This window comes from Nocardia sp. NPDC050630 (assembly GCF_044457245.1).
In the GTDB taxonomy this organism is placed as follows: domain Bacteria; phylum Actinomycetota; class Actinomycetes; order Mycobacteriales; family Mycobacteriaceae; genus Nocardia.
Map to the genome: position 1 here is coordinate 515,325 of NZ_JBITGN010000002.1, position 26,714 is coordinate 542,038.

Genomic DNA, 26,714 nt, shown 5'->3' on the forward strand with positions numbered 1-26,714 from the left:
ACATGAACACCGCGCCGCACACCAAGCTCAACAGCGCCGCACACCAAGGCATGAACACCGCGCCGCACACCAAGCTCAACAGCGCCGCACACCAAGGCATGAACACCGCGCCGCACACCAAGCTCAACAGCGCCGCACACCAAGGCGTAAACACCGCGCCGCCCAACAGCGCCGCACGCGAAGACATGAGTAGCGCCGCGCGCAACAATTACAGCGAACCCTCCGCCGCCAGCAAGATCACCGCTTCGGATAATGACACCGGCTGGACATCGCACGAAAACATCAGCAACAGTTCGGACAACGCCGCGAGCAGCGCCTCGCGAGACGGCACCGGCAACGCTCGATGGGAGGGCATCAGTCGTGTTTCGCGCGAGGGCACAAGCGAAGCGGACGAGGACACGAGCGACGATTCACGCAGCCGGCCCAACAGCGCCGGGCACGATCGCATGAACACCGTTTCGGGTATCAGCGCAAGCAGCTCCGCACCTGACAAAACCGGTAACCGCCGGGGTGAGGTCACTTGTCGCACTGTGCACAATCGCATGAGCGACTCGCGCGACGGCACAAGCGGTGGTTCCCGCGAGGGCCCTAGCAGCCAGTCATGTGAGGGCTCTAGCGAGCGCACAACCAGCGGCTCACACGAGCGCGCAACCAGCCCCTCGCGCGAAGGCATGGGCGCGACCGAGGCGATTGTGGCGAGCTACTTGGGCGCAGGGAATGGCAGTCGTGAAATCCTTCGGCAATTCGCGGCGGCCGCGGCGCGGTTGATACCCGAGAATGCCCGGGCGGCGGTGGTCGCGCGGGATCTGGGTGATGCGGTGGATCGGTTGCGGGCGTTAGCGCGTGGGGAATCCGGGGGCGGGGTGATCGGCGCTGGTTCGGTGCGGCGGCGGGGAGGTGTGCTGTTCCTGTTCTCTGGCCAGGGCGGGCAGTATTCCAAGATGGGGCGGGGTCTGGCGGCTCGCTATCCGGTCTTCGCGAATGCGGTGACCGCTGCCGCGGATGCGGTTGCGGCGGCCGGTGGCGGACGAGTGTGGACACCGCGCAATGGGTTCGCACTCAGCAGTTCGGCGAGCAACAGCGCGACTGAGCTCGTGCAACCCTCGATCTTCGCCTTCCAGGTCGCCATTGCCGAACTGCTCGCGTCGTGGGGCATCGAACCGGATGCGGTGGTAGGCCACAGTCTCGGCGAAGTGGCCGCGGCCGCGGTGAGCGGTGCGTTATCACTTTCGGATGCGGGCCGAGTCGTGGTGCAGCGCAGCCGAATTCTGGCGCGGCTCGACGGGCACGGTGCGATGGCGCTGCTGGAGGCGACAGCGGATGAGGTCGCGCGGCTGGTCGAGCCACTGCACGCGACAGTAGCGATCGCCGCTGTCAATGGACCGCGTTCGGTGGTGATCTCCGGCGCGCCACGTTACATCGACGCGCTTGTCCGCCGGGCCAAGCGCAGGCAGATATTCGCGCAGCGGATCGCCGTCGACTTCGCCGCACACAGCCCACAGGTCGGCGCACTGCTCCCCCAATTCGTCGACACGCTCGACGGACTCACCCCCCAGGTGCCGCGCGTTCCGGTGTACTCCACGGCACGTCGCCGCGAAACGATAACCACGGCCGCGATGGACGCCGACTACTGGGCCGAAAATGCCTCGAAACCTGTCGAACTGGCCGCCGCATTGCAACAATCCGCTGACGATGGATTCGCGACGGTCCTGGAACTCGCACCCCATCCGGTACTGACACCCGCGATCCGCGAGTTCCCCGAATTCGCCGACGCCACCCACCCGGTCACGACCCGCGACAACGAGGCCGAAACCTTCCTGACCTGCCTCGGCAAACTCTACTTCGAAGGCCGCCCACTGAATTGGGCCGCCAACGGCCCCTTCACCACCCCTCCCCCACCCCGCCAATGGCTCCACCGGCGGTTCCCACTGATCACCACCCTCGACCCCGACACCACCCGCAGCACTGTCACCGAATCCGACACCATCCGGGACGCCGCCACGGAGCCTGGCACCTCGTCCGTCGCGGCGACAGAGTCGCGCACCGCCCGCGACACTGCCACCGAATCCGATACCATCCCCGACACCACAATCCACGTCACAGCGTCCGGAACCAGCCATCGCAGTGCCACCGAACCCGCCATCAACGGCCGCGCTATCGACGACTCCTCGGTCTCCGACTTCGGCGCAGGCATCGGAGTTGATGGCGTCCGCAGTCGAAATGCCCACGACCCGGACACGACCGGACACGACGTCATTCACGGTCGAGATACGCGCGACCCGAATAAGACCGCCCAGCTCGATACCCGTCGCGGCCGAAACGCCCAGGACACGAACACAGCCACCGGGCCCAGCATCAGCCGCAGACGGGATGCCGCCGATACGAGCGCATCCGGAGTCTTCGAATCCGAGTTCCCCGCCGACGATCTCCATGATCACGTCGTGCAGGGCGTGCCGACCGTCCCCGCGGTCTTTTGGCTGCTCAGGCTGCTCGGTCTGGCTGAAAACGGGCCGGCTATCGCCGATTTCGTGGTGCACGAGCGGACCGGGCTCGGCGCGCTGTCCGCTGTTACCTATCGCACCGATGGTGCTGGAAGGTTGCAGGCGGAGGTCACAGGCGCCGGGACGCTGGCTTCGGCACGGTTGGCCGGTGACCCCACACCCGGGGATATCGTCGCATGGATGCGGGTGGTCGATGCAAATCGGGCCGCGCGTCGGCGGATGCGAGTGCTCACGCCAGGTGTTTTCTACGACTCGTTGCGCGCACGGCAACTCGACTACGGTCCCGGTTTCCGCGTGCTGCGCGATATCGAGGCCGGGTCCGATTGTGCGGTCGGATTGTTCGATTCGGCACCGCTACAGCGCTCGGCGACCCTCGATGGCTGTCTGCATCTGCTTGCCGCCGCGAGCTGGGACCATCTGCCCGCCGATGCCATTCCCCTGCCGATCGGCATCGAATCGGCCTGGCTGTCCACGGAACCGGACCTGGTGCTGCTGGAAGCCCATGCGCTGGTGCGTGATCGATCGACGACCGAACTGACCGGTGACATCATCGGCACCGATCAGCACGGCGTCCCGGTGCTGGCGCTGTCGGGTGTCCGCATCCGTTTCGTCACGGTCGAATCCACAACGCAGTTCCGCCCCTTCCGCCATGAAACGTGGATACCGTTCCGGCACAGTCCCCAGCGCAACGGAAGCACGCACCTGCGGCGCGCGTTGGTTATCGGCGAATCCCAACTCGCCATCCGGCTGGCCAGCGAACTCGACCGCACGCTGCCGACCGAACGCGTCGCCCGCGAACCGGATGCCGCCGGTCCGATCGTCTCCGCCGTACTCGCCGGACGCACCGGCACCGCGAATACGGCAGTCGTCGTGATCTGGCCCGCCGAATCCGGCGCGACGCACCACGAGACCGAGCCCGCGAATAGTGTCATCGCCACCACCGGACGTGTGCTCGATCTTCTGCAACGCGTCCAATCCGAAGCGGCCACAGCATCCTTGACGATCGTCCTGCCATCCCCCAGCGCCACCGACCGCCAACGGTCCGCTAGGAGCCGACAGGAAATACCGATGGCAATCGCTGGTCTGGTGCGATCGATGCAGCTCGAATCGGGCCGCGAAGTGCGACTCGTGTGGACCGATACATCACCGACCGTGGTGTCGCGACTGCAAGAACTCATCACTACCCCACTCCCCGATGAGTTGCGAATCTCAGTCGATACCACTACCACCCGCCGTTTCGTGCACTGTCGCCCCCGATCAACCACCCCGACGCGGATCGACCCCAACGGCACCTATGTGGTCACCGGCGGTCTGGGTGCGCTCGGCTCGGTCGCGGTGCGCTGGCTGCTCGATGCAGGTGCACACGATGTCGTTGTGCTCACCCGTGCACCGAGGCCAGTTCCCGCACTCCTGGACGGACTCGAAGACCGCATAGTCGTAGTGCGTTGTGATGCCGCAGACCGCGATGATCTCGCCAACGCGCTCGACGATGTTCGCGAATGCGGTTCCACCATCCGCGGTGTCGTGCACGCCGCGGGCGCACTCGAAGACGCCGCCTTCGAAGCAGTAACCACCCGCCAACTCGCCCGCATGTTCGCACCGAAAGTCATCGCCGCGGGCAATCTCATCGATCTCACCGCCACCGATCCAACCGACTTCGTGCTGCTGTTCTCCTCCGCCACCGGCACGCTCGGCGCACCAGGACAGGCCGCCTACGCCAGCGCGAATGCCGCGATGGACGCACTCGCCCACGCCCACCCGGGGCGGCGTGTGTCGAGTATCGGTTGGGGTGTCTGGGATGCGGGCCTCACCGAGGGCGCGGGCGGCGCGAAACATCTACGACGCGCCGGAATTTCCGCATTCGATATCCCACGCGGCGCCGAGTTACTGGCCCAGACCATGTATTACCACGAGCCCTACCTGCTCGTCTTGAACTACACGCCGACCACTGATCCCGATCCGATCGCCACCCGCCTGCGAAGTCTGCTCACCGACCAACGGGCGACAGCAGACCCCACACCGCCGAATCCGGCACCCCAGCAGCACGGTCCGACCGAGCCGCTCACCACGACCATCCGCACCGCCCTCGCCGCCACCCTCGACCTGAGTTCCGACCATCTCGATCCGGAAGCCGATTTCAACGAATTGGGCCTGAGTTCACTGCTCGGTATAGAAATGCGCCGCTACCTCGAAACCCGTCTCAATATCCGCATCTCGACCACCGAACTGTTCCAGCACCCGACCATCACCGCACTCGGCGCCGCCTTGGCCGAGCGAGTCGCTGCCGTCAGACCCGACGCAGTGCTGTGACTTCGCCGAATACGACACTGCGGACCAACGTTCTGGCCGAGCGGGTTGCCGAATGGGCGCGGACCAAACCCAACGACAGCGCGTACACCGAGTTGCGTTATCACGGACGGGATTGCGTTGCTGTCACGCTGACCTATGAACGACTACATCACGCAGCAGGCGCACAGGCCCAAAGACTCAGGGCAACAACCGATCCGGGCGACCGCGTGGCGATTCTATGCACGCACGGAATCGACTACGTCATAGCCTTTCTCGCCTGTCTCTACAGCAATCGCATCGCAGTCCCGTTATTTCCGCCGACGAGCAATAGAAATCGTCCCAGGCTCGATGGTGTACTCGCCGACGCCCGACCCGCGTTGAGCCTGATCTCTCCGACCGACACCACCACTACCGGCAAGATCCTCGGCCCGGAACTGGGCCGAGTGCTGAAACTCCCATCGCACACCACCACCCTGGCAACCGATCCGATCATCGAACGAACCGAGACGGCCTATCTCCAGTACACCTCCGGATCGACCAAGACCCCGGCAGGAGTCGAAGTAACCCACGCCAACCTCGCTGCGGCACTGGATCAACTGTGGACTGCTGTGCCAGCGGTGCGCACCGAACCCATCGTTTCCTGGCTCCCGTTCTTCCACGATATGGGCCTGATCCTGACCCTTTCATTGCCGCTCTACTCCGGTGTACACGGAATCACCATGGCGCCAGCCGAATTCGTAAAACGTCCCATTCGCTGGCTGCGCGCCCTCAGCGACTATCGCGCGGGAACCACCGGCAGCCCAAATTTCGGCTTGGCCCTGGCTGTCTCGGCAACCACTCCCGTAGAACGCGCCGGCCTGGACCTATCCCCCCTCGACGCACTCCTCAACGGTGCCGAACCGATCCGCGCCGAGGCCCTGACCGCCTTCACCGAAACTTTCGCCCCCTACGGACTCCGACACCGCGCCCACACACCTGGCTTCGGTCTGGCCGAGGCCACACTCTCGGTCACCGTCTGTGGTGTACGAGACGAGCCAGCCACACATCGCTTCGACCGTATGGCCTTGGCCCAGGGACGCGCACAGCCCGCACCGCGAGGTGTTCCACTCGTCGGCTGCGGCATACCCGTAGGTCAACAGGTTGCGGTGGTGGATCCCGATGAGCACACCGAAGTCGCAGCGGGCACCGTCGGCGAGATCTGGGTATGCGGTCCCAATGTCTGCGCCGGCTACTACAACAATCCAATCGCCACCGCGGCGACATTCCGGGCCACCCTGGACGGAAGTGAGGAATCCTGGCTGCGCACCGGTGATCTCGGCTTCTGGCACGAAGATCAGCTCTACATCGCGGGCAGACTCAAAGATCTCATCGTCATCGACGGCCGCAACCACTACCCGGCCGATATCGAATCCACGGTCTCGGACTGCGCGCCCGAAGTACGCGTCGGCCACGTAACCGCATTCGGCCACGATGACGGCCACCGCGAGGATCTGGTTGTCGTCGCCGAACTCGCCGACGCGGCGGCCACCGGATCAGCGGAATTGGCCCGCCGCATCCGCAATGCCATCGCAGCCGCCCACGAGGTGACACCGGGAGCCGTCGTCCTGGTCCAGCCGGGCCGGATCCCCAAGACCTCCAGCGGCAAACTGCGCCGCGGCGAATGCCGAGCGCTCTACCGCGCGGGCCACCTGACCCAGCCATAGCGGAAACGCCCGCCGACCTCCCCCTGCTCGTCCGCACCAGGCGCGATGATGTGCCAATGGCGACCGCAAGCATCCCGCGATGAGCTTCGCAACCCTCGCCCTGGTCATCGCGCTCGGACTGTGCGGACCGCTGCTCGCGCTGCGCGAGAACTTGCACATACCAGTGATCCTGTGTGGACAGCCGATCGCCTTCGGCACCCTCGCGGCGGCCCAAGTCGGGGGTGCCGGTCGCGGCCGTCACCGTCGGCGCAGAACTCCACGTCCTGGTACCCGGCGAAGCATCCGCGATGATGCTCGGCGCCCTGTGCACCATCGCCGCCGCCGCACTCGCGGCCAGTCGAATCGCAACCGTCGGCGCACACACCCGATAAGCACCCAGCCAGAAAGATCAGCCGTATCGAGCAATGGTTCGGACGGTTCCGATGGTGGTCGCCCACGCATGTATCGACCGCCGTTTCACTACGGCTCGGCGAGCAGCCGGAGCGGGTGGCGCAGCGAGCTAGCTGGACGCGGCACTAGCCGGGGCGACAATTGACTTCGCAAGTGCATGGGTGACTCGGCGGGCACGCCCGAATTCAGCCAGGACCCCAACGGTCAGCCCGCGACGGCGGCTGCTCGGCACCGACGACCGGCAAAATATTCGGGGAGGTCGGGGAGCGTAGGCGATCCGTCTCGCGACGTTCCCGTTTGGTGGGTCGACCGGAACCGCGATCGCGCCGCGGCATGGATAGGACAAGCTCGCGCGGCGGCGGTGGCGGGCTGTGGTCGATCAAGCACTGCGCGGCGATCGAAGGGCCGACACGCTTGGTGATGACGCGCTCCACGATAACGATGCGTTCGACGCCACCCGCCCGGACCCGTACCTCGTCACCGGGGCGAACCTGCTGGGCCGGTTTGGCCGCAACACCATTCACGCGGACGTGTCCGCCGCGGCACGCCTCCGCGGCCGCGGACCTGGTCTTGAAAAGACGCACCGCCCACGTCCAGGAGTCCACGCGGGCCTGGGTCGGGGCGGTGTCTTTGGTCGTCGGTTGGGCGGATGCCACCCTTAAACCATACGGCGTGCCGTCACAACCATGTCGGGGCGCAGGGGGGTGTAGGAGACCGGCTGACCGGACTGGACCGCATTGAGCAGCTTGCCGTCGCCCGCGTACAGGCCGACGTGGCCGCCGCCGTTGGTCACCACGATATCGCCGGGCTGCAGGTCCTCGAATGCGACCGGCGCGCCGACGTGCGACTGCTCGAAGCTGGTGCGCGGCAGTTCGATTCCGGCCTGCTTGTAGGCCCACTGGACCAGACCCGAGCAGTCGAAGCTGAACGGTCCGGAGGCACCCCAGGAGTACTGCGCGCCGATCTTGCTCTTGGCGGCGTCCAGTGCGATGTCATTGGCGGTGTTCTGGTGGAACATCTGCGGCATGGCGGGGGCGAACAAGCCGGGGAGCGACGGCGCGGCCTGCGGGGCAGCGGCCTCCGGGGCAGGCGCGGCTGGCATCGAGGCGAGTGCTTGGGTGAGCTGCTTACCCAGATCCTGGGCCTGCTGATCGAATTCCGGCGGAACCGGGACATCGAAATCGCCGATTCCCGGGACGTTGATAGTCGCTGCCATCGCGGGGATCGCGGGCATCGCACCCGTAGTTGCGGCGACCGCGCCCATGACGAGCGCACCCTTGACGGAATTCGGTAGCCGCGATTCCCGCTGCAAGCTGTGTTTACCCACCGAGCCGAGTCTCCGATCTTTCTGCTCTCCCGCCGACCGGGTCAGCTGTCGGTTCGGACCGGCAGAACGGCCCCAACTCCCAGTTGAATCTCTGGGTCCCGGTACGGCAGCCGGAATGGTGGTCCCGACAGCCGTTTTGGCGGTAACTCAGTGGCGCCGCTTCTCTTCCGAACCGACAGACTCCACTGGGTCACGAAGAGATTACGGCCAGGACGCGGTGTTGTCCAGCGCACAGACCAGGTGCTTCGTGGATGATCGAAAAATCCGAGGCCGAGCGGCGCAATTGCGACACGCCTACTTGGTCACGACACGGTATCGATGTCACGCCGCGCGTTATCGAACCGAGGTCCCGGCCGGAAAGTGACATCGGGTCCACCGGATTCGCTACCCGTCGGATCCGGCACCGCGCTGACCGAGTGCCCGCTCCAGTTCGTCGATCCGCCGCCGCGCATCGGCCAGGCCGACTTCCAGCCGACCGAGCGCCACCACCAGCGGCCCTACCGCGATATCCGCGACGAGTTGCGGATCATCGAGACCGCTCTCGATCGCCTCCAGGATGTTGGACCGAATGTGGCCGGCCACAGGGGCTTCGGCGGGAACTTTCCAGGATTCGACCAACTCGGCGAGGGTGGGAAGTGGTTCCGTGGGCATGCCCTCAGCATGCGACAGTTTGCTAGCAATATCTAGGACTCGCCGTATATATAGCCAGATTCGGCTCACGAAACGCGCTACGGTTTGTGGGCATGGACCCCGTGCGGAATCCGTATGCTCCCGGAGCCGGACAGCGCCCACCCGAATTGGCCGGGCGCGATAAGCAACTCACGGCATTCGACATTGTGCTGGAGCGGATCGCGCGTGGTCGGCCGGAACGCAGCGTCATGCTCACCGGATTGCGCGGTGTCGGAAAGACCGTTCTGCTCAATCAACTTCGCTCCGCCGCTGGCTCACGCGGTTGGGGCACCGGCAAAATCGAGGCCCGCCCGGATCAGGAACTGCGCCGCCCGCTGTCGTCCGCACTGCATATGGCCGTGCGCGCCATCGCGATGGCGCACCGCAACCAGGAGCGTGTCGACGACTTCCTCGGCATACTCAAGGCTTTCGCACTGCGCTCCACCGCGGACAAGGGCATGCGCGAGCGTTGGCAGCCCGGTATCGACGTGCCAGCTGTCACCGGTCGCGCCGATTCCGGCGATATCGAAATCGATCTGATCGAACTGCTCAAGGAGGCGGCCGCACTCGCCAGCGATATCGGCGTCGGCATCGCGGTCTTCATCGACGAGATGCAGGATCTCGGTCCCGCCGATATCTCCGCGATCTGCGGCGCCTGCCACGAATTGAGCCAGGACACCGCGCCTTTGATCGTGGTCGGCGCCGGACTGCCGCACCTGCCCGCGGTGCTGTCCGCCTCGAAAAGCTACTCCGAGCGACTGTTCAGCTACCACCGCATCGACCGGCTGGACCGCGAATCGGCCGATCGAGCCCTCATCGCACCGGCCGAGCGCGAAGAGGTGAAGTTCACCGAGGAAGCGCTGGATGCCCTGTACCAGCGGGCGGATGGCTATCCCTACTTCGTGCAGGCCTACGGCAAGGCCGCCTGGGATCAGGCGCCGGAGAGCCCGATCACCGCCGAGGATGTCGAGGTGGCGGCACCGAGCGCCGAAGAGGAACTCGCCGTGGGATTCTTCGGTTCCCGGTACGAGCGAGCCACCCCCGCCGAACGCGAATATATGCGCGCCATGGCCGATTTGGCGGGCGATGACGGTCCGGTGCCGACCGCGGCGGTGGCCAATGAACTCGGCCGCAAACCCGCTTCACTCTCCCCGGCGCGCGACGGTTTGATCAAGAAGGGCCTGATCTATTCGGCCGAGCGCGGCACCATCGGATTCACGGTGCCGCACTTCGGTCGCTATTTGCGCAGCGTGTAGCCCAAGGCTCAGAACGGCAGAGGATAGCGGTAGTCGCAATTCCCCTGCCACGTGCTCGAATTCCGCGGCGACGGCCGAGTGGCGGGACCGACCACGCCGTCATCGTAAATTCACGGCGCCGGGGCGCATCGGCCGTCGTAGCTGCCGTCCTCGACCCGGTATACCGGCCACAACGTGGCTTTTGCCCGGGTCTCCGGTCCGAAGATGCCGTCGACCAGTGCATCGTGATCGGCCTGCAGATGCCGGATCGCACGCTTCATCGCCAGGTCGTAGGCGGCCGACGGTGCGAGTTCGATGCCGTGGCACAGCGTCAGCGCCTGGCGCAGCGCGGTCACCGAATCACCCTGATCACCTTCATTGAGTATGCAGCGGGAATCGTCGTGATCGGCTGCGCCGCTGGGTAATTCGAGGAAGTTTCCGGTGCCGAGCGGTACCCGAACACGCCAATAGCAACGCCGTGTCGGTGGCGTCGCGGTAGTACCGGTCGTCTGCGGCACATGCGCTGATACCGCTCCATCGGACCGTTGCGGAACGAGCCAGAATACGACCGCGAGTGCCGCGATAGCCAAGGCCGCCACCGCGGTCGAAGCGGCAAGACGACGGCGCGGGGCCGCTCGTACCACTCGTGCCAACCCCCACCGGTGCGGCCAGCGCGCGGTATCGCTGACCGCCGACTCGACCGCCCGCGCGAATTCCAGACAGGTCCGATACCGCAGTTCCGGCTCCGCCGCCATGGCCCGTGCGATGACCTCCTCCAGCGGCGGCGGAACATCCGGACGTACCCGAGTCGGCGCGAGGGTGTCGCGCACCGTCTCGGTGCCGCCGGGCGACGGTGTTCCCCCATTCGGATTCGCCCCGGTGAGCAGTGCCAACAGGGTCGCCCCGAGGGAATAGACATCCGCGCGTCGATCGACCGCTAGACCGCGCAACACCTCCGGCGCGGCGAAAGCGGGAGTGCAAGCGCGCCAACCTGTTTCGGTGACCGTCGCGGCATCCTCGATGGTGCGGGCCAGTCCGAAATCGGCGACCAGCACACGCTCACTGTCGACACCGTCGGCGACCAGGATGTTCGACGGTTTGACATCGCGGTGCAGCAGATTCTGCTCATGCGCATGATGCAGCCCCTTCGCGGCCTCGCACACGATGCGCGCCGCCCGCTTCGGCTCCAATCCGCCAGGCTCCGAGTGCATGAGCTCACCCGCATCGGTGCCATCCACATACTGCATCGCCATCCACAGGGCCGTACCCTCCTCGCCCCGGTTGTAGACCGAAACGACATTCGGATGGTCCAGACGGCAGACCAGATCGGCCTCACGCCGGAAGATACTGCGATAACGATGATTGGCGCCGAGATTCTTGGCTAGTACCTTGAGTGCAACCTGCCTCGGCAGCGCCGGATCATCGGCCAGATAGACCGCCCCCATCCCGCCGGAACCGAGGGGCCGCACAATCGAATACCCTGCGAATACCTGCCCGGGCCGCAATGACATCCCCACCCTCCAAGGGAACTCGGACCACGTTCTCTGGCGCGTTCGAGCCCACTACCCCACATCCGAAGCTCGGTGTCAAGGCAACTCCCGCCCCGGGCGCACGGCAGGCGTCAGCTGACCTTTCGAGCGATCTGCGAGCAACCGTCACAGCGCATTTGCCTATCTATCAAGATCATTAGAGGTTGATAGATAACGCTCTACCTGAACATCTACCGGTCGGTAACAAACCCTCCTACACTCTTATGTGATCCTGATCACGTCCGAGGAGGACATCATGGCGACTACCGCGAAAGTCGACGCCACCGAAGAACAGGCCCGCGCACTGGTCGAGGAATCACGCGAAACCAGTTGGGCGAAACCATCGTTCGCCAAGGAGATGTTTCTAGGACGATTCCGGCTCGATCTGATCCACCCCTATCCCCAGCCCAGCGACGAGGACGCCGCGCGCACCGAGGCTTATCTGGCCCGGCTGCGGCCGTTCTGCGAATCGCTGGACGGCAGCGTCATCGAGGCGGAATCCAAGATTCCGGACGAGTACGTCAAGGGTCTGGCCGAACTCGGCTGCTTCGGCCTGAAAATCCCACAAGAGTACGGCGGCCAGGGCCTGTCCCAGGTCGGTTACAACCGGGCCCTGATGCTGGTCGGCTCCGCGCACCCCAGTCTCGGCGTCCTGCTTTCGGCGCACCAGTCGATCGGCGTGCCCGAACCGCTCAAGCTGGCAGGCACCCCAGAACAGAAGGCCGAATTCCTGCCGCGCTGCGCGGCGGGAGCGGTCAGCGCATTCCTGCTCACCGAACCCGATGTGGGCTCCGATCCGGCCCGCATGGCCAGCACCGCCACCCCTACCGCGGACGGCGAGGCCTACGAGATCAACGGCGTGAAGCTGTGGACCACCAACGGCGTGGTCGCCGAATTGCTGGTGGTCATGGCCCGGATTCCCAAGAGCGAGGGGCACCGGGGCGGCATCTCGGCCTTCATCGTCGAGGCCGATTCGCCCGGCATCACGGTCGAGCGGCGCAATTCGTTCATGGGATTGCGCGGTATCGAGAACGGGGTCACACGACTGCACAACGTCCGTGTGCCGAAGCGCAATCTGGTCGGTCGCGAGGGCGACGGCCTGAAAATCGCGCTGACCACGCTTAATGCTGGCCGCCTCGCCATCCCGGCGCTGTGTACGGCCGCCTCGAAGTGGTCGCTGAAGATCGCCAGGCAGTGGTGCACCCAGCGGGTGCAGTGGGGTCGGCCGGTCGGCGAGCACGCGGCAGTGGGGGAGAAGATCTCCTTCATCGCGGCCACCACCTACGCACTCGAGGCCGCACTAGACCTTTCGGCCACCATGTGCGACGAGGCCCGCAACGATATCCGCATCGAGGCGGCTCTGGCCAAGCTCTGGGCGAGCGAAATGAGCTGCCAGATCGCCGACGAACTCGTGCAGATCCGCGGCGGGCGCGGTTACGAGACGGCGGCCTCGCTGCGCGCCCGCGGTGAGCGCGCGGTCGGTGCCGAACAGCTGGTCCGTGATCTGCGGATCAACCGGATCTTCGAAGGTTCGAGCGAAATCATGCGGCTGCTGATCGCCAGGGAGATGGCCGATGCCCATATGGCCGCCGCCGGTGCGTTGGTCGATCGGAATGCGGAGCTCAAGGACAAGGCCAAGGCAGCGGTCGGCGCGGGTGGTTTCTATGCCAAGTGGTTCCCGCAGCTTGCGGTCGGCGCGGGTACGGTGCCCGCGACCTATGCCGAATTCGGGCCGCTGGCACGGCATTTGCGTTTCGTCGAGCGCAGTGCCCGCAAGCAGGCCAGATCGCTGATGTACGCGATGGCGCGCTGGCAGGCGGGCCTGGAGTACCGGCAGAACTTCCTCGGACGCATCGTCGATATCGGCGCCGAACTGTTCGCGATCTCGGCCGCCTGCGTGCGCGCGCAGGCGCTGGGTTCCGCGGGCGCGCCGGAGGCCAAGGCCGCCGAGGAACTGGCCGACGCCTTCAGCAGGCAGTCCCGGATTCGGGTGAAGCAGTTGTTCGACGCGCTGTGGGACAACACCGACGACGACGATCGCACCCTCACCCGCAACGTCCTCGACGGCCGCTACGACTGGCTGGAGGAGGGCATCTTCGATCCGAGCGAGGGCACCGGACCGTGGATCGCGGAATGGCAGATGGGTCCGTCGACCGAGACCAATCTGCTACGGCCGTTCCTGCCGTCGACCCGTGGTAGCCACGCGGGTACATAGGCGCGAAGCCGCGACGAGCCGTCACCCATCAGTGGGTGACGGCTCGTTTCGTGACGAGTATTTACCTATCTCCGAAATTTTCTAGATATAGACATACTCTCGATACTCCACGTATGGTTACGGTCACATAACAATTTCTAGCGGACTCTAGGAGATCCGATCGATTACCCGATAGACGGCAATGCCGCGGGGTCGATCACGGACGTCTACCCGGAATCTAGCGCCTGAGCTATCCATTCATAGATTCACCGATCCAAGGGCCCACGTGCCGGATCAGGTCGATCAGCGGCGTCATTTGGACAACGCGTACATAACGGACGGTATGGCGCGCTAACGAGGCGGGAATTCCGCTCGACAACCGGGCAAGAACGCTCCGAACCGGGTGTCCTACCAGACACAGGAGAATCGTCATGTCCACGACGACTGCCCGCCGAGCCGCCGACCACGACGGCCACCGGATCACGGTATCGGCCGACGACGGCACCCCGATCGCCGTCCGCACCTTCGGCGCCGATGATGCGCAATTGACCGTCGTCTTCGCGCACGGTCACTGCCTGCGCACCGAGTCCTGGTCTTTCCTGCGCGATCAACTGCAGCGGCACTGGGGCACGGCAACCGGCGGGGCGGGTGAGTACAGCGGTTCGGATGTACGGATGGTCTTCTACGACCACCGCGGGCATGGTGAATCGGGCGTCGCCCACCCATCGACCTACACCATCGATCAACTCGGCCACGACCTCGATGCCGTACTTCGCTCGGTCGTGCCGACCGGCCCGATCGTGCTCATCGGACACTCCATGGGTGCGATGGTCACTCTCGCCTACTCCCGCCTGTTCCCGGCGACCATCGGCACCCGGGTGGTCGGACTCTGCCTGATCGCCGGGGCTGCTAATGGCATCACCGAGGTCGGGCTCGGCCGTTTCCTGAATCGGCGCGCGGTGAACTCGTTGCAGTTCGCGGTGCTGCGGGCGCCCCGGCTCATGCAGGCCTCCAAGCGCCTGTCGCGCCGGATCTTGGAGCCGATCACCCGCGAGGCGAATATGGGCACCAGGCGAACCAATCCGCGCATGGTCGCGGTGGCCGCGGCGATGATGAACGACACCCCGCTGCTCACCATGTCGAGCTTCCTGACCTCGATGATCGCCTTCGACGAGAGCGCGTCGCTGCAACAACTCGGCAGCATTCCGGCACTGGTGCTGGCCGGTTCGGCCGACATCGTGGTGCCCTTCGCGCATTCGGTGGTACTCGCCTCGCAACTGGCGGGCTCGCAGTTGGTCCGGCTCGAGGGCGCGGGGCACAGTGTGCATCTGGAGCGGGCCGAGGAGGTGGCGTCATCCATCGTCGCCCTGGTCGATCGGGTCATCGGCGCCATAGACGGTCACGGCCCCGGGTACGCCACCGCCAGCTGACCGGCGTTCGTCGAAACTCACAACAGCCGGGTCGCCCACGCTGGGCGATATTCGGGCGAACCACCGAAATTGTGGGCTCCACGAGCCAAAACGTGAATTCTCACGTACTGTGTGAAAGATCACGTTGTGTGGTGAGTCACACGACTCGGTAGAGCGCGTTCCCGGGCAGACCACGGAACCAACCAGCCATCGAGTTCGTCTGTCCGCCAAGGAATACAGGAGGTATCGATGACACGCAGCGACATAGCGGAACTGCGTTACGCGGTCGGCCAGCTCCGGCAATCCATCGGCGCACTGCGCTCCCACTACGGCGACGCCAATTCGGTGCGACGACTGGAAAACGATCTCGAGCGACTCGTCATCGATGCCGATGAACTCGAGCAGTCGCCCCCGCAGGAGATCGTGCGCCGCCCGCAGGAGACCATCTACGTACCGGACAGCAAATCCGACGAAGCGGCATGGATGGGCGCACAGGACGAGGGCCTCGGCTTCCACTCCCGCCCGCGCACAAAGTAATTCGGTTCGCGGTCCCGACGCTCCCGCGCCTTTCGTCGGTCGTAAGCGCGTGGGAGTTCGCCGCCGCGGCCGGCGGTGGAGTACGTGGCGCCCCCTTGGGCGTGCCCGCCGAATTACCCATGTCCTCGTGAAATCAGTTGTTGCGTCGAGCGCGGTTGCGACCTGACCTGCGCAAAGGTCGAGTTGACGAACCGGTGTTGCGACCAAACCTGGATCGAATGTGGCACAAATCACGGCCCGCTGGGCGGGCCGGCTTTGTCAGGACCCCGTTGAGCGATAGCGGGGGTGTCGTATGGTGCTCAGCATCACATTCGACTGCGGAGGTCGCGGGACCATCCGCACAGCAGATCAGCGAGGCATCCACCTGTGAGTGCCGCACCGACCGCCGCCCCGGAAACGGGCACCGGCGTCTTCAACAAGACCAGGGCCGCCATCTCCGCGCGCACACTGCGTACCGACCGGTGGTGGGTCCCACCACTGGTGACGGCCGTCGGACTAGCCGCGTTCGTCATCTACGCGACGATCAGATCGTATGTGCGAACGGCATATTGGGTCCCGGAGTACCACTACCTGACCCCGTTCTACTCACCTTGTGTGAGCAGCGACTGCGTCGAGGGTTCCAGCCATTTCGGCGCATGGTTCGGCCATATCCCGGCCATCCTGCCGCTGGGCTTCCTGGTGCTGCCGTTCCTGCTCGGCTTCCGGCTCACCTGCTACTACTACCGCAAGGCCTACTACCGCGCGGTGTGGTTCTCCCCGCCCGCGTGCGCGGTCGCCGAACCGCACGCCAAGTACACCGGCGAGACCAAACTGCCGCTGATCATCCAGAACGTGCACCGCTACTTCTTCTATGTGGCCGTGCTGGTTTCGCTGATCAACACCTATGACGCGATCACCGCGTTCCATGGCAAGACCGGCGGCTTCGGCTTCGGTCTCGGCAACATCGTGCTGGTCGGCAATGTGGTGCTGCTGTGGGCCTACACGGTGTCGTGCCATTCCTGCCGGCACATCATGGGCGGCAAGCTCAAGCACTTCTCCGCCCACCCGGTGCGGTACTGGTTCTGGACCCAGGTCTCCAAGCTCAATACTCGGCATATGGCGCTGGCCTGGACCACCCTCGGCACGCTGGTGCTGACCGACTTCTACGTCATGTTGGTTGCCAGCGACACGATTTCGGATCTGCGGTTCATCAACTAACCGCCCTCACAAACCAGGAGTTTCGCGGCCATGCCAGAAGTGGAACGGCACAAGTACGACGTCGTCGTCATCGGTGCCGGGGGCGCCGGACTGCGCGCGGTGATCGAAGCACGCGAACACGGTCTTTCCGTCGCGGTGGTGTGCAAGTCGTTGTTCGGCAAGGCACACACCGTGATGGCCGAGGGGGGATGCGCCGCCTCGATGGGTAATGCCAATGAAAAAGACAACTGGCAAACCCATTTCAAGGACACCATGCGCGGTGGCAAGTTCCTCAACAACTGGCGCATGGCCGAATTGCATGCCCAGGAGGCGCCCGACCGGGTGTGGGAACTGGAAACTTATGGGGCGCTGTTCGATCGGACCGCCGACGGCCGGATCAGCCAGCGCAACTTCGGTGGCCACACCTACCCGCGGTTGGCCCACGTCGGCGACCGCACCGGACTCGAGATCATCCGCACCATGCAGCAGAAGATCGTTTCGCTGCAGCAGGAGGATTTCGCGGAGACCGGCGACTACGAGTCGCGCATCAAGGTTTTCGCCGAATGCACCATCACCGAATTGCTCAAAGACGGCGACCGGATCGCCGGTGCGTTCGGATACTGGCGCGAGTCCGGCCGGTTCGTGCTGTTCGAGGCGCCGGCGGTGGTCGTCGCGACCGGTGGCATCGGCAAGTCCTACAAGGTCACCTCGAACTCGTGGGAGTACACCGGTGACGGCCACGCGCTGGCACTGCGGGCCGGTGCGACGCTGATCAATATGGAATTCCTGCAGTTCCATCCGACCGGCATGGTCTGGCCGCCCAGTGTGAAGGGCATCCTGGTCACCGAGGGCGTGCGCGGTGACGGCGGGGTGCTCAAGAACACCGAAGGCAAGCGGTTCATGTTCGAGTACATTCCGCCGGTCTTCAAGGGGCAGTATGCCGAGACCGAGGAAGAGGCCGATCAGTGGTTGCGCGATAACGACTCCGCCCGCCGCACACCGGATCTGCTGCCACGCGACGAAGTGGCCCGGGCCATCAACTCGGAGGTCAAGGCGGGACGCGGCACCGAACACGGTGGCGTGTACCTGGATATCGCCTCGCGCCTGCCCGCCGAGGAGATCCGGCGGCGGCTGCCCTCGATGCACCATCAGTTCAAAGAGCTCGCGGACGTGGACATTACGAAGGAGCCGATGGAGGTCGGCCCGACGTGTCACTACGTGATGGGTGGCATCGAGGTCGATCCGGATACCGGTGCGGCGACCGTGCCCGGTTTGTTCGCGGCGGGCGAGTGTTCCGGCGGTATGCACGGCTCGAACCGACTCGGCGGCAATTCGCTGTCCGATCTGCTGGTATTCGGTCGGCGGGCCGGACTCGGCGCCGCGACCTACGTCGAACAACTGTCCGCGCGCCCCGCAGTGGCCGATGCCGATATCGACGCGGCCGCGAAAGCCGCGGTGGCGCCGTTCGATCCGCCGACCGAAGGGACCGGGGAGAACCCCTACACCCTGCACACCGATCTGCAGCAGGCCATGAACGATCTGGTCGGCATCATCCGCAAAGAGCACGAGTTGCAGGAGGCCATCGAGCGCCTCGCCGAACTGCGGACCCGCTTCAACAGCGTGACGGTGGAGGGCCATCGGCAGTTCAATCCGGGCTGGCATCTCGCCCTCGACCTGCGCAATATGCTGCTGATCAGCGAATGTGTCGCGCAGGCGGCACTTTTGCGAACCGAAAGTCGCGGCGGACACACCCGCGATGATTTCCCCGCAATGGATCCGGAGTGGCGCAACAGGTTGCTGGTGTGCGCGATCGATCCCGCCGATGCGGACGGACCGGTGCCCGGCGTGCGGGTCACCCCGGAGGACCAGATCCCGATGCGGGCCGATCTGCTCGCGCTCTTCGATCTGGGTGAGCTCGAAAAGTATTACAACCCAGCCGAACTCGCCTCCCATCCGGCAGGTTCGGTTTCAGCCACGGAAGGCGAGGCGTAGGAATGGGTTACGACGCCAAATTCCGCGTGTGGCGCGGTGATATCGACGGCGGGGAATTGCAAGACTTCACCGTGCAGGTGAACGAGGGTGAGGTGGTGCTCGACATCATCCACCGCCTGCAGGCCACCCAGGCCCCGGATCTCGCGGTGCGATGGAATTGTAAAGCGGGTAAATGCGGTTCGTGTTCGGCCGAGGTGAACGGTCGGCCACGGCTGCTGTGCATGACCCGGATGTCGACCTTCCAGCCGGACGAGTTGATCACCGTCACGCCGATGCGCACCTTCCCGGTGATCCGGGATTTGGTGACCGATGTGTCATTCAACTACCAGAAGGCCAGGGAGATACCGTCTTTCACGCCGCCGGTGGATCTGAAGCCGGGCGACTACCGGATGCAGCAGGTCGATGTGGAGCGCTCCCAGGAGTTCCGCAAGTGCATCGAATGCTTCCTGTGCCAGAACACCTGTCACGTGGTCCGCGACCACGAAGAGAACAAGGAGGCGTTCGCCGGACCGCGGTTCCTGATGCGGATCGCCGAATTGGAAATGCATCCGCTCGATGTGGCCGACCGTCGCGAGCTGGCGCAGGAAGAACAGGGGCTCGGACTCTGCAATATCACCAAATGCTGTACCGAGGTCTGCCCGGAACATATCAAGATCACCGATAATGCCCTGATTCCGATGAAGGAACGGGTGGCGGACAAGAAGTACGATCCGCTGGTCTGGTTGGGCAACAAGCTCTTCCGGCGCTGATCAACCGAATCGGAGCACCGGCCGGGGTAGGAATACCCGGCCGGTCGGCGCACCCTTATATCAACGCGACAACACTCACGGCGACGACCCACACAAGCACGCCGACGAAAAGTGCCGACAGGAACGACCCGGTCAGGACGAATACCCCGACCGCGGACACCGCGAAAAGCAATGCCACGATCAGCCATTCAATCCAATCGCCCGGCCGCAGTTTCTTGTACCGCGGATGGGAACTCTTGAGCCCACGGTCCACAAGAAGTGGGCTACCCGTAATAGCCTTCGGCAAACGCAATTTCGTTGTCGAATCTGCGCTATTTCGTGATCTTCGGCGAGCACATCCGATCAAATACAGCGGGGCTCGATCCGCCGTCACACGACCGGACCCGGCGGGCAGGGCACCGCCGGGTCGATCGCCCTACGACTTGGGCCGGTCGAACTCACCATCGTGCACACCCGCCGTGAAGGCGGCCCACTCACCGGGAGTGAAGACCAGAACCGGCCCGTCCGGATCCTTACCGTCGCGCAGCGCGACGTGCCCGGCATCCAATAGCGCCACCTCGACGCTATCTTTACCCGCGCCCTCCCCGGCCTTACGCCAGACCGCGCCGGTCAAATCTACTTTCGCGCCCTCATTGATGCTCACGCCCGCAACTCCTCAGAACTCGCCGCCCGCAACACCTGCGGTGAAAGCGTCCCATGCGCCCCTGTCGAAGACCAGGGCAGGTCCGCCGGGATTTTTGCTGTCACGCACGCCGACCCCGCCGCCCGCTAGAAAGGCGACCTCGACGCAGTCCTTGCCGGCACCGCTGCGGGTGCTCTTGAACCACTGCGCGCCAACCAAATCCGAACTCATGCCACATACTCCTTCGCTATCTGCCGGAGCAGATGTCTACTGGGTTGAATATCCAGCGCATAGCGCTGGAGGCACTCGTGCGCACGATCGTACCGCCGAACATCAGCATGTCTTTCGAGGTAGAGATCCCCCGTAAAACCCTCCGCGTACACCACCGGCGGCTCGATCGGCTGGCCCTTGCCATCGATACCGAATTCGAGAATCGTGAACGGTCCGGTGGACACTCCGAGCGGAACACCGGCCGCGAACGGCAGGATACGCAGGGAGATATTGGGTTGGGTGCTGATATCGGCAAGATGACGTAGCTGCGCCGCCATCACTTTGGCGCCACCGACCACGCGATGCAAAACCGACTCGTGCAGGATCACATTCACCGTCGCCGGTGCGACCTTGCGGGTGATCAACGCTTGGCGCTGCATCCGCAATTGGACCCGGCGCTCGATCTCGATTTCCGAATCATCGGGATAACCAAGACGATTGAGGGCTCTGGCGTAGTCGGCGATCTGCAGCAGGCCGAGTACGATTTCGGACTGGTAGGAGGTGAGCTTCTGCGCCGACGCCTCCAAACCGACATAGACATCGAAGTTTTCGGGGATGAGATCGCCGTAGGCATGCCACCAGCTCTTGACGGCGGCTTGCTGGGCCAGGCCCTTCAGACCGTCGGACAATTCGTCCGGTATGCCGTAGATGCGACACAGTTCTTGGATATCGATGGTTCGGATGCGGTCGGCCTGGCCTTTTTCCAAGCGCTGCAACGTGCTTGCGCCCCACTCCATCAACCTGGACGCTTCCGCGATGGTGAGACCCGACTGGGTGCGCCAGTCTCGGAGGTACCTGCCGAGCTGGCGCCTGGGTAGAGTGGAGGCGGCGTTCTCTGAGGTTGGCCGATCCGGGGTTTCCGACGCTCTTGCCGAATTCGCTGACACAGCACGCTCCGTTCTGTATGCAACTGCGACTACTCGGGTCCCTGGCGTGGTAACGCAGGCTCCCACCTCCTGGCCCGCCGCTCACGTCGCGGGCGCGGATGCAAACCCAGCGGTTGCTCCGGGGTGACCCCACAAGCTCGGTTCCCCGTCACTTCGCTTGGGCAGAGGGCTCTTTCGTCCACTATGGAGAATCCTCCCTTCCGTGCTGGGTTTTGTGCTGGGAATTCGCCTCAAATCTTTGGATATCCACGAAGGACGCTGTTCGCGACCCGCCGCGATGGTGTGCTGGGAGTGTGCCCGGAGCGGAACAGGCGCCTTTCCCTCCTCCTGTGAAACCTCCGGGCACGCATCAGGAATCGCACGTAGGAACGAGGAGTCATGGCTGTAAGTGTCATAGCGTCGTCCTTGATGACCAGCGATTTGACCCCACATCGCGCCCGCAGCGTCGGGCACGAGAGCTGGGTGGTTTCCTATTTGCCCGGACGCACGCTGACCTGCGACCAGGCGGTCGCCGCACTGAAGGTTGCTGAGGTGGTGCCATCGCTGTTCGCCGCGGTCGGCGATCTCGCGGACGAGGTCGGCCTGACCGTACTCGAGGCGTTGGGGATGGCGATTCGACAGGCACCCTGGGATCAGGGACCGATCTCCCGGTACACCCGACAAGTCCGGGCGGTGCGCCGCCGGGCGGAGGTCGCCTGATGCAACTCACCAACCTGCACCTGCCCGTCGCATCCCTATTGGCCTGCGGAAACGACCCCGGCGTGCTGACCAACCAACAAGCCCACGCCGCAATGCAGTTACATATCGACTGCACCGTCGACCGATGCCTGGTCCGCCGTGCGGCGCGGACCACGCTGGTCGAGGCGGGCAGATGTGTGCTGGACGAGCGCGCCCTGCCGTTATGAGGCCCGTTGCCGAGCCACCGGGCATACCCGAGGTGCTCGCCGACTGCCTTCGCGTGCTGCGCTGGGTGACCGCCGAATCCCTGGCACATCGACGTAACACTGTCGCGCGGACGAAATACGGCCTGCCGAAACGAGTGGTCCGGCGGATCCGTTCAGTGCCAGGTGTGATCGGTGAGCGGGGTGCGCGGACCGAACTTCGGCTTGTGCGCGTAACCGCTGATCTCCAGCAGGCGGACAGCCCGATAGCGATGTGGCCGTAGCGGTTCCAGATATTCGATCATGGCGTCGTCGTCGATGGGCTCGCCGAGCAGCGTCCAGCCGACGATGGCAGCCAAGTGGTAGTCGCCGACCGAGAGGGCATCCGCGTCGCCGAAGGCGCGCTGCCCGATCTCGGCGGCGGTCCACACCCCGATACCGGGCACCGTGCGCAGGCGACGGGCGGCTTCGGCCGGACTTTCGGCCGCCGCCCGTTCCAGCGCGTCCGCCACCCGGGCCGCGCGCACGATCGTCTGCGCGCGCTGTGGTCCGACATTGGCGCGATGCCAGGTCCAGGACGGGATCTTGCGCCAGGTGTCGGCATCAGGTGGCAACAGCAGTCCGGCGGGTGCCGGGCCGGGCGCGGGAGATCCGAACTGTCGCACCAGCTTTCGCCAGGACGCACGGGCGGAGACGGTGTGCACCTTCTGTTCCAGCACGGCAGGTACCAAGGCTTCGAATACCAGGCCGGTGCGTAGCATGCGTAGTCCGGGGAAACGGCGGTGCGCGTCGACGAGCTTCGGATGTTCGGGGGCGAAGTCGGAGACATCCTCGTCCAGGCACAGCATGTGGTCCAGACCGTCGAGGAATTCGGCCGCACCCGGACCCCAGGCGCGGGCGTCGACGGTGTGGCGATCGCCCTGGGTCAGGCGGTAGGTGACCGGGCCAGCGGGCATCCGGGAGGCGTGCCAGTGCGCGCCATCGTGGGTGACCTGGTGACATGGGTCGCCGTGGCCGCGGGAAAGGGGCGCTAGGGTGGACGCGAGATCGATCGGCCGTTCGGCCGTGATCGTCCTGGTCAGGCTGGTCGGGCTCAGGTCCGGCGCGGCCGTCTGATTGCGCACCGCCTCATTGTGCCCCGGAGGGTGCGCGGCGAGCACGCCGGCCTGCAATGTTGCCCGGCTCACAATTGTTTCGGCCCGAATGTGCGATTTTCCATACAGATTCGGCATAATCGCAGATAGCCGCCATTTTGTAACGCGCCGAATAAGTGCGGCGATATTGTTGCGTTCGGCAAACAGCTGGCAGTCGCCATAACGGAGGTATGAAATGATCACCAACGTGCTCAACTGGTTGCTCAATGCCTGGGGCGGGGTTTCCGCGGGCAGCTCGGGCTACCAGATTCCGCCCGGCACGCTGCCGTTCGGCAGCTGAGTCTCATTCGCCGAGCAGGAATTGCGCGAGGTGTAGTCCTCGGCGGCCGCTCAGCTGCATGGCCTGGGTTCGGCACGAGAACCCATCGGCTATCAAGATCGAATCGCCGTCGGCATTCCGCAATGCCGGGAGCAAGCCATTCTCGGCAACCGCGACCGAAATGTCGTAATGGCCGGATTGCATTCCGAAGTTTCCGGCCAGACCGCAGCATCCGGTGACCTCAGTCACATTTATCCGCATGCTAGCTAATATTCGGCGATCTTCGTCGAAGCCGAGTACGGCATGGTGATGGCAATGCGGTTGGACGACTACCGACTGTCCCGGTCGCGCTGGCGGCCGCCAGTTCGGCTGTTCGGCAAGGAATTCGGCGAGGGTGCGCACGGCGGCGGCGGTCGCGGTCGCGCGTGGGTCCTCCGGTAGCAGTTCCGGCAGATCCACGCGCAGCACCGCGGTGCAGGACGGCTCGAGGCCGACGATAATGCCGCCGCCGCGCACATGTTCGTCCAGTTCGGCCAATGTCGCGCGCAGCCGGGCCCGAGCGCCATCGAGTTGTCCAGTACTGATCCAGGTGAGGCCGCAGCACACGCGTCGCCGTGGTATTCGGACTCGGTAGCCGAGGGATTCCATCAGTTGTACTGCGGCCTGGGCTACCTCGGGGTCGAAGGCATCGGTGAAGGTATCGATCCACAGCAGCACTTCGGGGGCCCCGGCCGACTCGCCCCGGGCCTGCCAGATCCTGCGGAAACTGCGGTCGGCGAGTCGCGGTAGGTCACGTCTCGGATCAATTCCGCCCACGCGCAAGCCGATTCGACGCAACCATCCGATTTCGGCCAGCGCGTTCGCGGCTCGCGGCATGCGACCCGCGACACCGAGCCAGCGCGGCAGCCATCCCAGTGCGTAGTGATCGATGGGCCGCGGCCGGTGCCGGTAGCGGCGGTGGAGTACCTCGGATTTATAGGTCGCCATATCGACCCCGGCCGGGCAGTCGGAGCGACACGCCTTGCAGGACAGGCACAGATCGAGCGATTCGGCGACCGCATCCGACGACCACGGGAGTGCGCCGCGCACCACCTCCTGCAGCACGCGCGCGCGGCCGCGGGTGCTGTCCTTCTCGTCGGCGGTGGCCAGATACGACGGGCACATGAAACCACCGGACGCGCGGGTGTCGGCGCGGCATTTGCCGATACCGACGCAGCGATGCACGGCGGTGGCGATATCGGCATTGTCGTGCGGAAATGCGAAACCACGCCCACCGACCGGCCGCACTCCGACGAGCCGCAGATCGGCATCGATGGGCCGCGCAGCGACCAGGACGCCGGGGTTCAGCGCATCGTCCGGATCGAAAAGCGCCTTGTAACCCGCGAATACGTCGAGTGCGTCCTGGGAGTACATGAGCGAGAGCAACTCCGAGCGGGCCCGGCCGTCGCCGTGCTCGCCGGACAGCGAACCGCCGTAGCGGACCACGAGCTCGGCCGCATCGTGGATGAAGTTCCGAAAGCGTTGCGGCGCATTCGCGATCGGCAGATCGAGGCGGACGTGGATGCAGCCGTCGCCGACGTGACCGTAGAGCAGTCCGTCCACGCCGTGGTCTTTTGTCAGCGCGGCGAAGTCACGCAGATACGCACCGAGATGCTCCGGCGGGACGGCCGCATCCTCCCAGCCCGGCCAGGCCGGATGACCCGCCGGAGTGCGACCCGCCAGTCCGGCGCCCTCCGCCCTGATTCGCCACAGTGCCGCGGCGACACCGGGATCGGTGACGATCCTGGAGTCCAGCGCATCGACGCTCCGGCAGAGCTTCTCGGCCGCGGCATACGCCTCGGCGGGCGTATCACCGGCGGACTCGACGAACAGCCAACCGCTACCGCGCGGCAGTTGCGGCACACCGCTGGTGGCCCCGCGATGTACGCGCACGATATCGACGAGTCGCGCATCGATGCCCTCCACGGCAATCGGATCGCAGGCCATTACCGCCGCGACATCGTCTGCGGCCGTGGCGATATCGGGATAGCCGAGCACGGTGAGGACGGTTGCCCGCGGTAGCGGGACCAGATCTACCGTCGCTTCGAGCAGCAAACCGCAGGTCCCCTCGGTGCCGACGAATGACTTCGCGACCGCCGAACCACGTTCCGGCAGTAGATGTTCCAGCCCATAGCCGGAGGCCTGCCGATCGAATCGGCCGAGTTCGGTGCGGATCACCGCGAGACTCGACCTGGTGAATTCGGGTAGGCCCGGAATTTCGGACAGGTCGCCCGCAAGCGTCCGCTCGGCTCCCGTCCCATCGAGAACGCGCAGCTCACGCACATTATCCGAGGTGCGCCCCCACGCCACAGCATGCGGTCCGCACGCATTGTTGCCGATCATCCCGCCCAGCGTGCAGCGATTCTGCGTCGACGGATCGGGCCCGAACCGCAGCCCGTGCACCCCCGCCTTGCGCTGCAATTCGGCAAGGACGACACCGGGCTGGACGCGCGCGAGGCGCCGTTGCGGATCCAGCTCACCGATGCCATTCATATACCGACTGAAGTCCACCACGATCCCTGGCCCGACAGCATTACCCGCGACCGAAGTCCCCGCACCCCGCGCGGTAACCGTCAGACCATTACCGCGAGCGAATTCGAGCGTGCGCGCCACATCCTCGCCACCCCGCGGAAAGACGACCGCGACCGGGAGCACCCGATAGTTCGACGCATCGGAGGAGTACTCGGCACGCCGACGCAATGACGTGTCGACCTCACCCGCGATCTTGCGACGCAACGCATCGGACATCTGGTCCTCGCTCACCCCACCAGCCTATGCACGCACATCCGCGACCACGCGCCGCATCCGGCCCCTTTGTCCCGAGCCGTACTCTGCTCCGAATCGGCACTCATGTCCGGATCCGGACACCCTTGCCGGATCCGCACCCTGTGGCGGGTGCCGG

The 26,714-nt window shown here is 65.1% G+C and carries 24 protein-coding genes; 12 read left to right on the plus strand and 12 right to left on the minus strand.

Going from position 1 to position 26,714, the window contains the following annotated elements; all coding sequences use genetic code 11:
- Together ACIBG0_RS09805 and ACIBG0_RS09810 are read right to left on the minus strand one after the other, a co-directional pair.
- Nucleotides 1-187, minus strand: a 187-nt coding sequence (locus tag ACIBG0_RS09805) for a hypothetical protein (RefSeq protein ID WP_397030986.1), incomplete at its 3' end; no start/stop codon positions are given.
- 21 nt (nt 188-208) lie between these two features.
- Nucleotides 209-355: a hypothetical protein gene (locus ACIBG0_RS09810; protein WP_397030988.1), complete on the minus strand. Its 147-nt coding sequence runs from the start codon at nt 353-355 to the stop codon at nt 209-211.
- A gap of 316 nt (nt 356-671) precedes the next feature.
- Here ACIBG0_RS09810 and ACIBG0_RS09815 point away from each other — a divergent pair, with 316 nt between their 5' ends.
- From ACIBG0_RS09815 to ACIBG0_RS09825, 3 genes are all read left to right on the plus strand, one after another.
- Nucleotides 672-4,811 (plus strand): SDR family NAD(P)-dependent oxidoreductase, encoded by a 4,140-nt coding sequence (locus ACIBG0_RS09815; RefSeq protein WP_397030989.1) that lies wholly within the window; start codon nt 672-674, stop codon nt 4,809-4,811.
- Nucleotides 4,808-6,493: a fatty acyl-AMP ligase gene (locus ACIBG0_RS09820; RefSeq protein ID WP_397030991.1), complete on the plus strand. Its 1,686-nt coding sequence runs from the start codon at nt 4,808-4,810 to the stop codon at nt 6,491-6,493. The genes ACIBG0_RS09815 and ACIBG0_RS09820 overlap by 4 nt, the downstream gene beginning before the upstream one ends.
- Nucleotides 6,494-6,666: 173 nt before the next feature.
- Entirely contained in the window at nt 6,667-6,864 is a 198-nt protein-coding gene (locus ACIBG0_RS09825; protein ID WP_397030993.1) for a hypothetical protein, read from the plus strand.
- Between the two features lie 204 nt (nt 6,865-7,068).
- On the opposite strand, the gene ACIBG0_RS09830 is transcribed toward ACIBG0_RS09825, so the two are convergent.
- The 3 genes from ACIBG0_RS09830 to ACIBG0_RS09840 form a co-directional block, all read right to left on the minus strand.
- Complete coding sequence (locus ACIBG0_RS09830) at nt 7,069-7,488, minus strand: RNA-binding S4 domain-containing protein (RefSeq protein WP_397031232.1); 420 nt, start codon at nt 7,486-7,488, stop codon at nt 7,069-7,071.
- Between the two features lie 53 nt (nt 7,489-7,541).
- On the minus strand, nt 7,542-8,210 hold the full coding sequence (locus tag ACIBG0_RS09835; RefSeq protein ID WP_397030995.1) for a C40 family peptidase: 669 nt from the start codon (nt 8,208-8,210) through the stop codon (nt 7,542-7,544).
- Between the two features lie 384 nt (nt 8,211-8,594).
- The gene (locus ACIBG0_RS09840; RefSeq protein ID WP_397030997.1) at nt 8,595-8,861 is read right to left on the minus strand and encodes a hypothetical protein; all 267 of its coding nucleotides are present in this window, start codon (nt 8,859-8,861) and stop codon (nt 8,595-8,597) included.
- A 92-nt stretch (nt 8,862-8,953) separates the two neighbouring features.
- Between ACIBG0_RS09840 and ACIBG0_RS09845 the strand changes: the two genes are divergently transcribed.
- Nucleotides 8,954-10,135 carry an AAA family ATPase gene (locus ACIBG0_RS09845; RefSeq protein WP_397030999.1) on the plus strand — a complete coding sequence of 394 codons (1,182 nt, stop codon included), beginning with the start codon at nt 8,954-8,956 and terminating at the stop codon, nt 10,133-10,135.
- 110 nt (nt 10,136-10,245) lie between these two features.
- Here ACIBG0_RS09845 and ACIBG0_RS09850 read toward each other — a convergent pair whose 3' ends face one another.
- Nucleotides 10,246-11,625, minus strand: coding sequence for a protein kinase (locus ACIBG0_RS09850; protein WP_397031001.1), 1,380 nt, complete (start codon nt 11,623-11,625; stop codon nt 10,246-10,248).
- A 274-nt stretch (nt 11,626-11,899) separates the two neighbouring features.
- Here ACIBG0_RS09850 and ACIBG0_RS09855 point away from each other — a divergent pair, with 274 nt between their 5' ends.
- The 6 genes from ACIBG0_RS09855 (at nt 11,900) to ACIBG0_RS09880 (ending at nt 19,700) form a co-directional block, all read left to right on the plus strand.
- Nucleotides 11,900-13,858: an acyl-CoA dehydrogenase family protein gene (locus tag ACIBG0_RS09855; RefSeq protein ID WP_397031003.1), complete on the plus strand. Its 1,959-nt coding sequence runs from the start codon at nt 11,900-11,902 to the stop codon at nt 13,856-13,858.
- Nucleotides 13,859-14,268: 410 nt separating this feature from the next.
- Complete coding sequence (locus tag ACIBG0_RS09860; RefSeq protein ID WP_397031005.1) at nt 14,269-15,267, plus strand: alpha/beta fold hydrolase; 999 nt, start codon at nt 14,269-14,271, stop codon at nt 15,265-15,267.
- 228 nt (nt 15,268-15,495) lie between these two features.
- The gene (locus ACIBG0_RS09865; RefSeq protein WP_397031007.1) at nt 15,496-15,783 is read left to right on the plus strand and encodes a hypothetical protein; all 288 of its coding nucleotides are present in this window, start codon (nt 15,496-15,498) and stop codon (nt 15,781-15,783) included.
- Nucleotides 15,784-16,149: 366 nt separating this feature from the next.
- Nucleotides 16,150-16,980 carry a hypothetical protein gene (locus ACIBG0_RS09870; RefSeq protein ID WP_397031009.1) on the plus strand — a complete coding sequence of 277 codons (831 nt, stop codon included), beginning with the start codon at nt 16,150-16,152 and terminating at the stop codon, nt 16,978-16,980.
- A gap of 30 nt (nt 16,981-17,010) precedes the next feature.
- The gene (locus tag ACIBG0_RS09875) at nt 17,011-18,951 is read left to right on the plus strand and encodes a fumarate reductase/succinate dehydrogenase flavoprotein subunit (protein ID WP_397031011.1); all 1,941 of its coding nucleotides are present in this window, start codon (nt 17,011-17,013) and stop codon (nt 18,949-18,951) included.
- Between the two features lie 2 nt (nt 18,952-18,953).
- Entirely contained in the window at nt 18,954-19,700 is a 747-nt protein-coding gene (locus ACIBG0_RS09880) for a succinate dehydrogenase/fumarate reductase iron-sulfur subunit (protein ID WP_397031012.1), read from the plus strand.
- 55 nt (nt 19,701-19,755) lie between these two features.
- Here ACIBG0_RS09880 and ACIBG0_RS09885 read toward each other — a convergent pair whose 3' ends face one another.
- From ACIBG0_RS09885 to ACIBG0_RS09900, 4 genes are all read right to left on the minus strand, one after another.
- On the minus strand, nt 19,756-19,878 hold the full coding sequence (locus ACIBG0_RS09885; RefSeq protein WP_397031013.1) for a hypothetical protein: 123 nt from the start codon (nt 19,876-19,878) through the stop codon (nt 19,756-19,758).
- A 237-nt stretch (nt 19,879-20,115) separates the two neighbouring features.
- On the minus strand, nt 20,116-20,343 hold the full coding sequence (locus ACIBG0_RS09890) for a DUF397 domain-containing protein (protein WP_397031014.1): 228 nt from the start codon (nt 20,341-20,343) through the stop codon (nt 20,116-20,118).
- A 12-nt stretch (nt 20,344-20,355) separates the two neighbouring features.
- Complete coding sequence (locus ACIBG0_RS09895) at nt 20,356-20,553, minus strand: DUF397 domain-containing protein (RefSeq protein ID WP_397031016.1); 198 nt, start codon at nt 20,551-20,553, stop codon at nt 20,356-20,358.
- Complete coding sequence (locus ACIBG0_RS09900) at nt 20,550-21,479, minus strand: helix-turn-helix domain-containing protein (RefSeq protein WP_397031018.1); 930 nt, start codon at nt 21,477-21,479, stop codon at nt 20,550-20,552. Before ACIBG0_RS09900 ends, ACIBG0_RS09895 begins: the two co-directional genes overlap by 4 nt.
- A gap of 408 nt (nt 21,480-21,887) precedes the next feature.
- Between ACIBG0_RS09900 and ACIBG0_RS09905 the strand changes: the two genes are divergently transcribed.
- Nucleotides 21,888-22,178, plus strand: a complete 291-nt coding sequence (locus ACIBG0_RS09905; protein ID WP_397031019.1) for a hypothetical protein — start codon at nt 21,888-21,890, stop codon at nt 22,176-22,178.
- Entirely contained in the window at nt 22,178-22,384 is a 207-nt protein-coding gene (locus tag ACIBG0_RS09910) for a hypothetical protein (protein WP_397031021.1), read from the plus strand. The genes ACIBG0_RS09905 and ACIBG0_RS09910 overlap by 1 nt, the downstream gene beginning before the upstream one ends.
- A gap of 152 nt (nt 22,385-22,536) precedes the next feature.
- Here ACIBG0_RS09910 and ACIBG0_RS09915 read toward each other — a convergent pair whose 3' ends face one another.
- Both ACIBG0_RS09915 and ACIBG0_RS09920 read right to left on the minus strand, forming a co-directional pair.
- Nucleotides 22,537-23,484 carry a DNA-3-methyladenine glycosylase family protein gene (locus tag ACIBG0_RS09915; RefSeq protein ID WP_397031023.1) on the minus strand — a complete coding sequence of 316 codons (948 nt, stop codon included), beginning with the start codon at nt 23,482-23,484 and terminating at the stop codon, nt 22,537-22,539.
- A gap of 313 nt (nt 23,485-23,797) precedes the next feature.
- Nucleotides 23,798-26,560, minus strand: coding sequence for an FAD-binding and (Fe-S)-binding domain-containing protein (locus ACIBG0_RS09920; RefSeq protein ID WP_397031234.1), 2,763 nt, complete (start codon nt 26,558-26,560; stop codon nt 23,798-23,800).
- Nucleotides 26,561-26,714: the final 154 nt, after the last annotated feature.

Bases quoted from the DNA above. Each gene is read 5' to 3' on its own strand.
- ACIBG0_RS09810 (WP_397030988.1), bottom strand. From the start codon at position 355: ATGCCCTCCCATCGAGCGTTGCCGGTGCCGTCTCGCGAGGCGCTGCTC.
- ACIBG0_RS09815 (WP_397030989.1), top strand. From the start codon at position 672: ATGGGCGCGACCGAGGCGATTGTGGCGAGCTACTTGGGCGCAGGGAAT.
- ACIBG0_RS09840 (WP_397030997.1), bottom strand. From the start codon at position 8,861: ATGCCCACGGAACCACTTCCCACCCTCGCCGAGTTGGTCGAATCCTGG.
- ACIBG0_RS09845 (WP_397030999.1), top strand. From the start codon at position 8,954: ATGGACCCCGTGCGGAATCCGTATGCTCCCGGAGCCGGACAGCGCCCA.
- ACIBG0_RS09850 (WP_397031001.1), bottom strand. From the start codon at position 11,625: ATGTCATTGCGGCCCGGGCAGGTATTCGCAGGGTATTCGATTGTGCGG.
- ACIBG0_RS09855 (WP_397031003.1), top strand. From the start codon at position 11,900: ATGGCGACTACCGCGAAAGTCGACGCCACCGAAGAACAGGCCCGCGCA.
- ACIBG0_RS09860 (WP_397031005.1), top strand. From the start codon at position 14,269: ATGTCCACGACGACTGCCCGCCGAGCCGCCGACCACGACGGCCACCGG.
- ACIBG0_RS09865 (WP_397031007.1), top strand. From the start codon at position 15,496: ATGACACGCAGCGACATAGCGGAACTGCGTTACGCGGTCGGCCAGCTC.
- ACIBG0_RS09875 (WP_397031011.1), top strand. From the start codon at position 17,011: ATGCCAGAAGTGGAACGGCACAAGTACGACGTCGTCGTCATCGGTGCC.
- ACIBG0_RS09880 (WP_397031012.1), top strand. From the start codon at position 18,954: ATGGGTTACGACGCCAAATTCCGCGTGTGGCGCGGTGATATCGACGGC.
- ACIBG0_RS09895 (WP_397031016.1), bottom strand. From the start codon at position 20,553: ATGAGTTCGGATTTGGTTGGCGCGCAGTGGTTCAAGAGCACCCGCAGC.
- ACIBG0_RS09905 (WP_397031019.1), top strand. From the start codon at position 21,888: ATGACCAGCGATTTGACCCCACATCGCGCCCGCAGCGTCGGGCACGAG.
- ACIBG0_RS09910 (WP_397031021.1), top strand. From the start codon at position 22,178: ATGCAACTCACCAACCTGCACCTGCCCGTCGCATCCCTATTGGCCTGC.
- ACIBG0_RS09920 (WP_397031234.1), bottom strand. From the start codon at position 26,560: ATGTCCGATGCGTTGCGTCGCAAGATCGCGGGTGAGGTCGACACGTCA.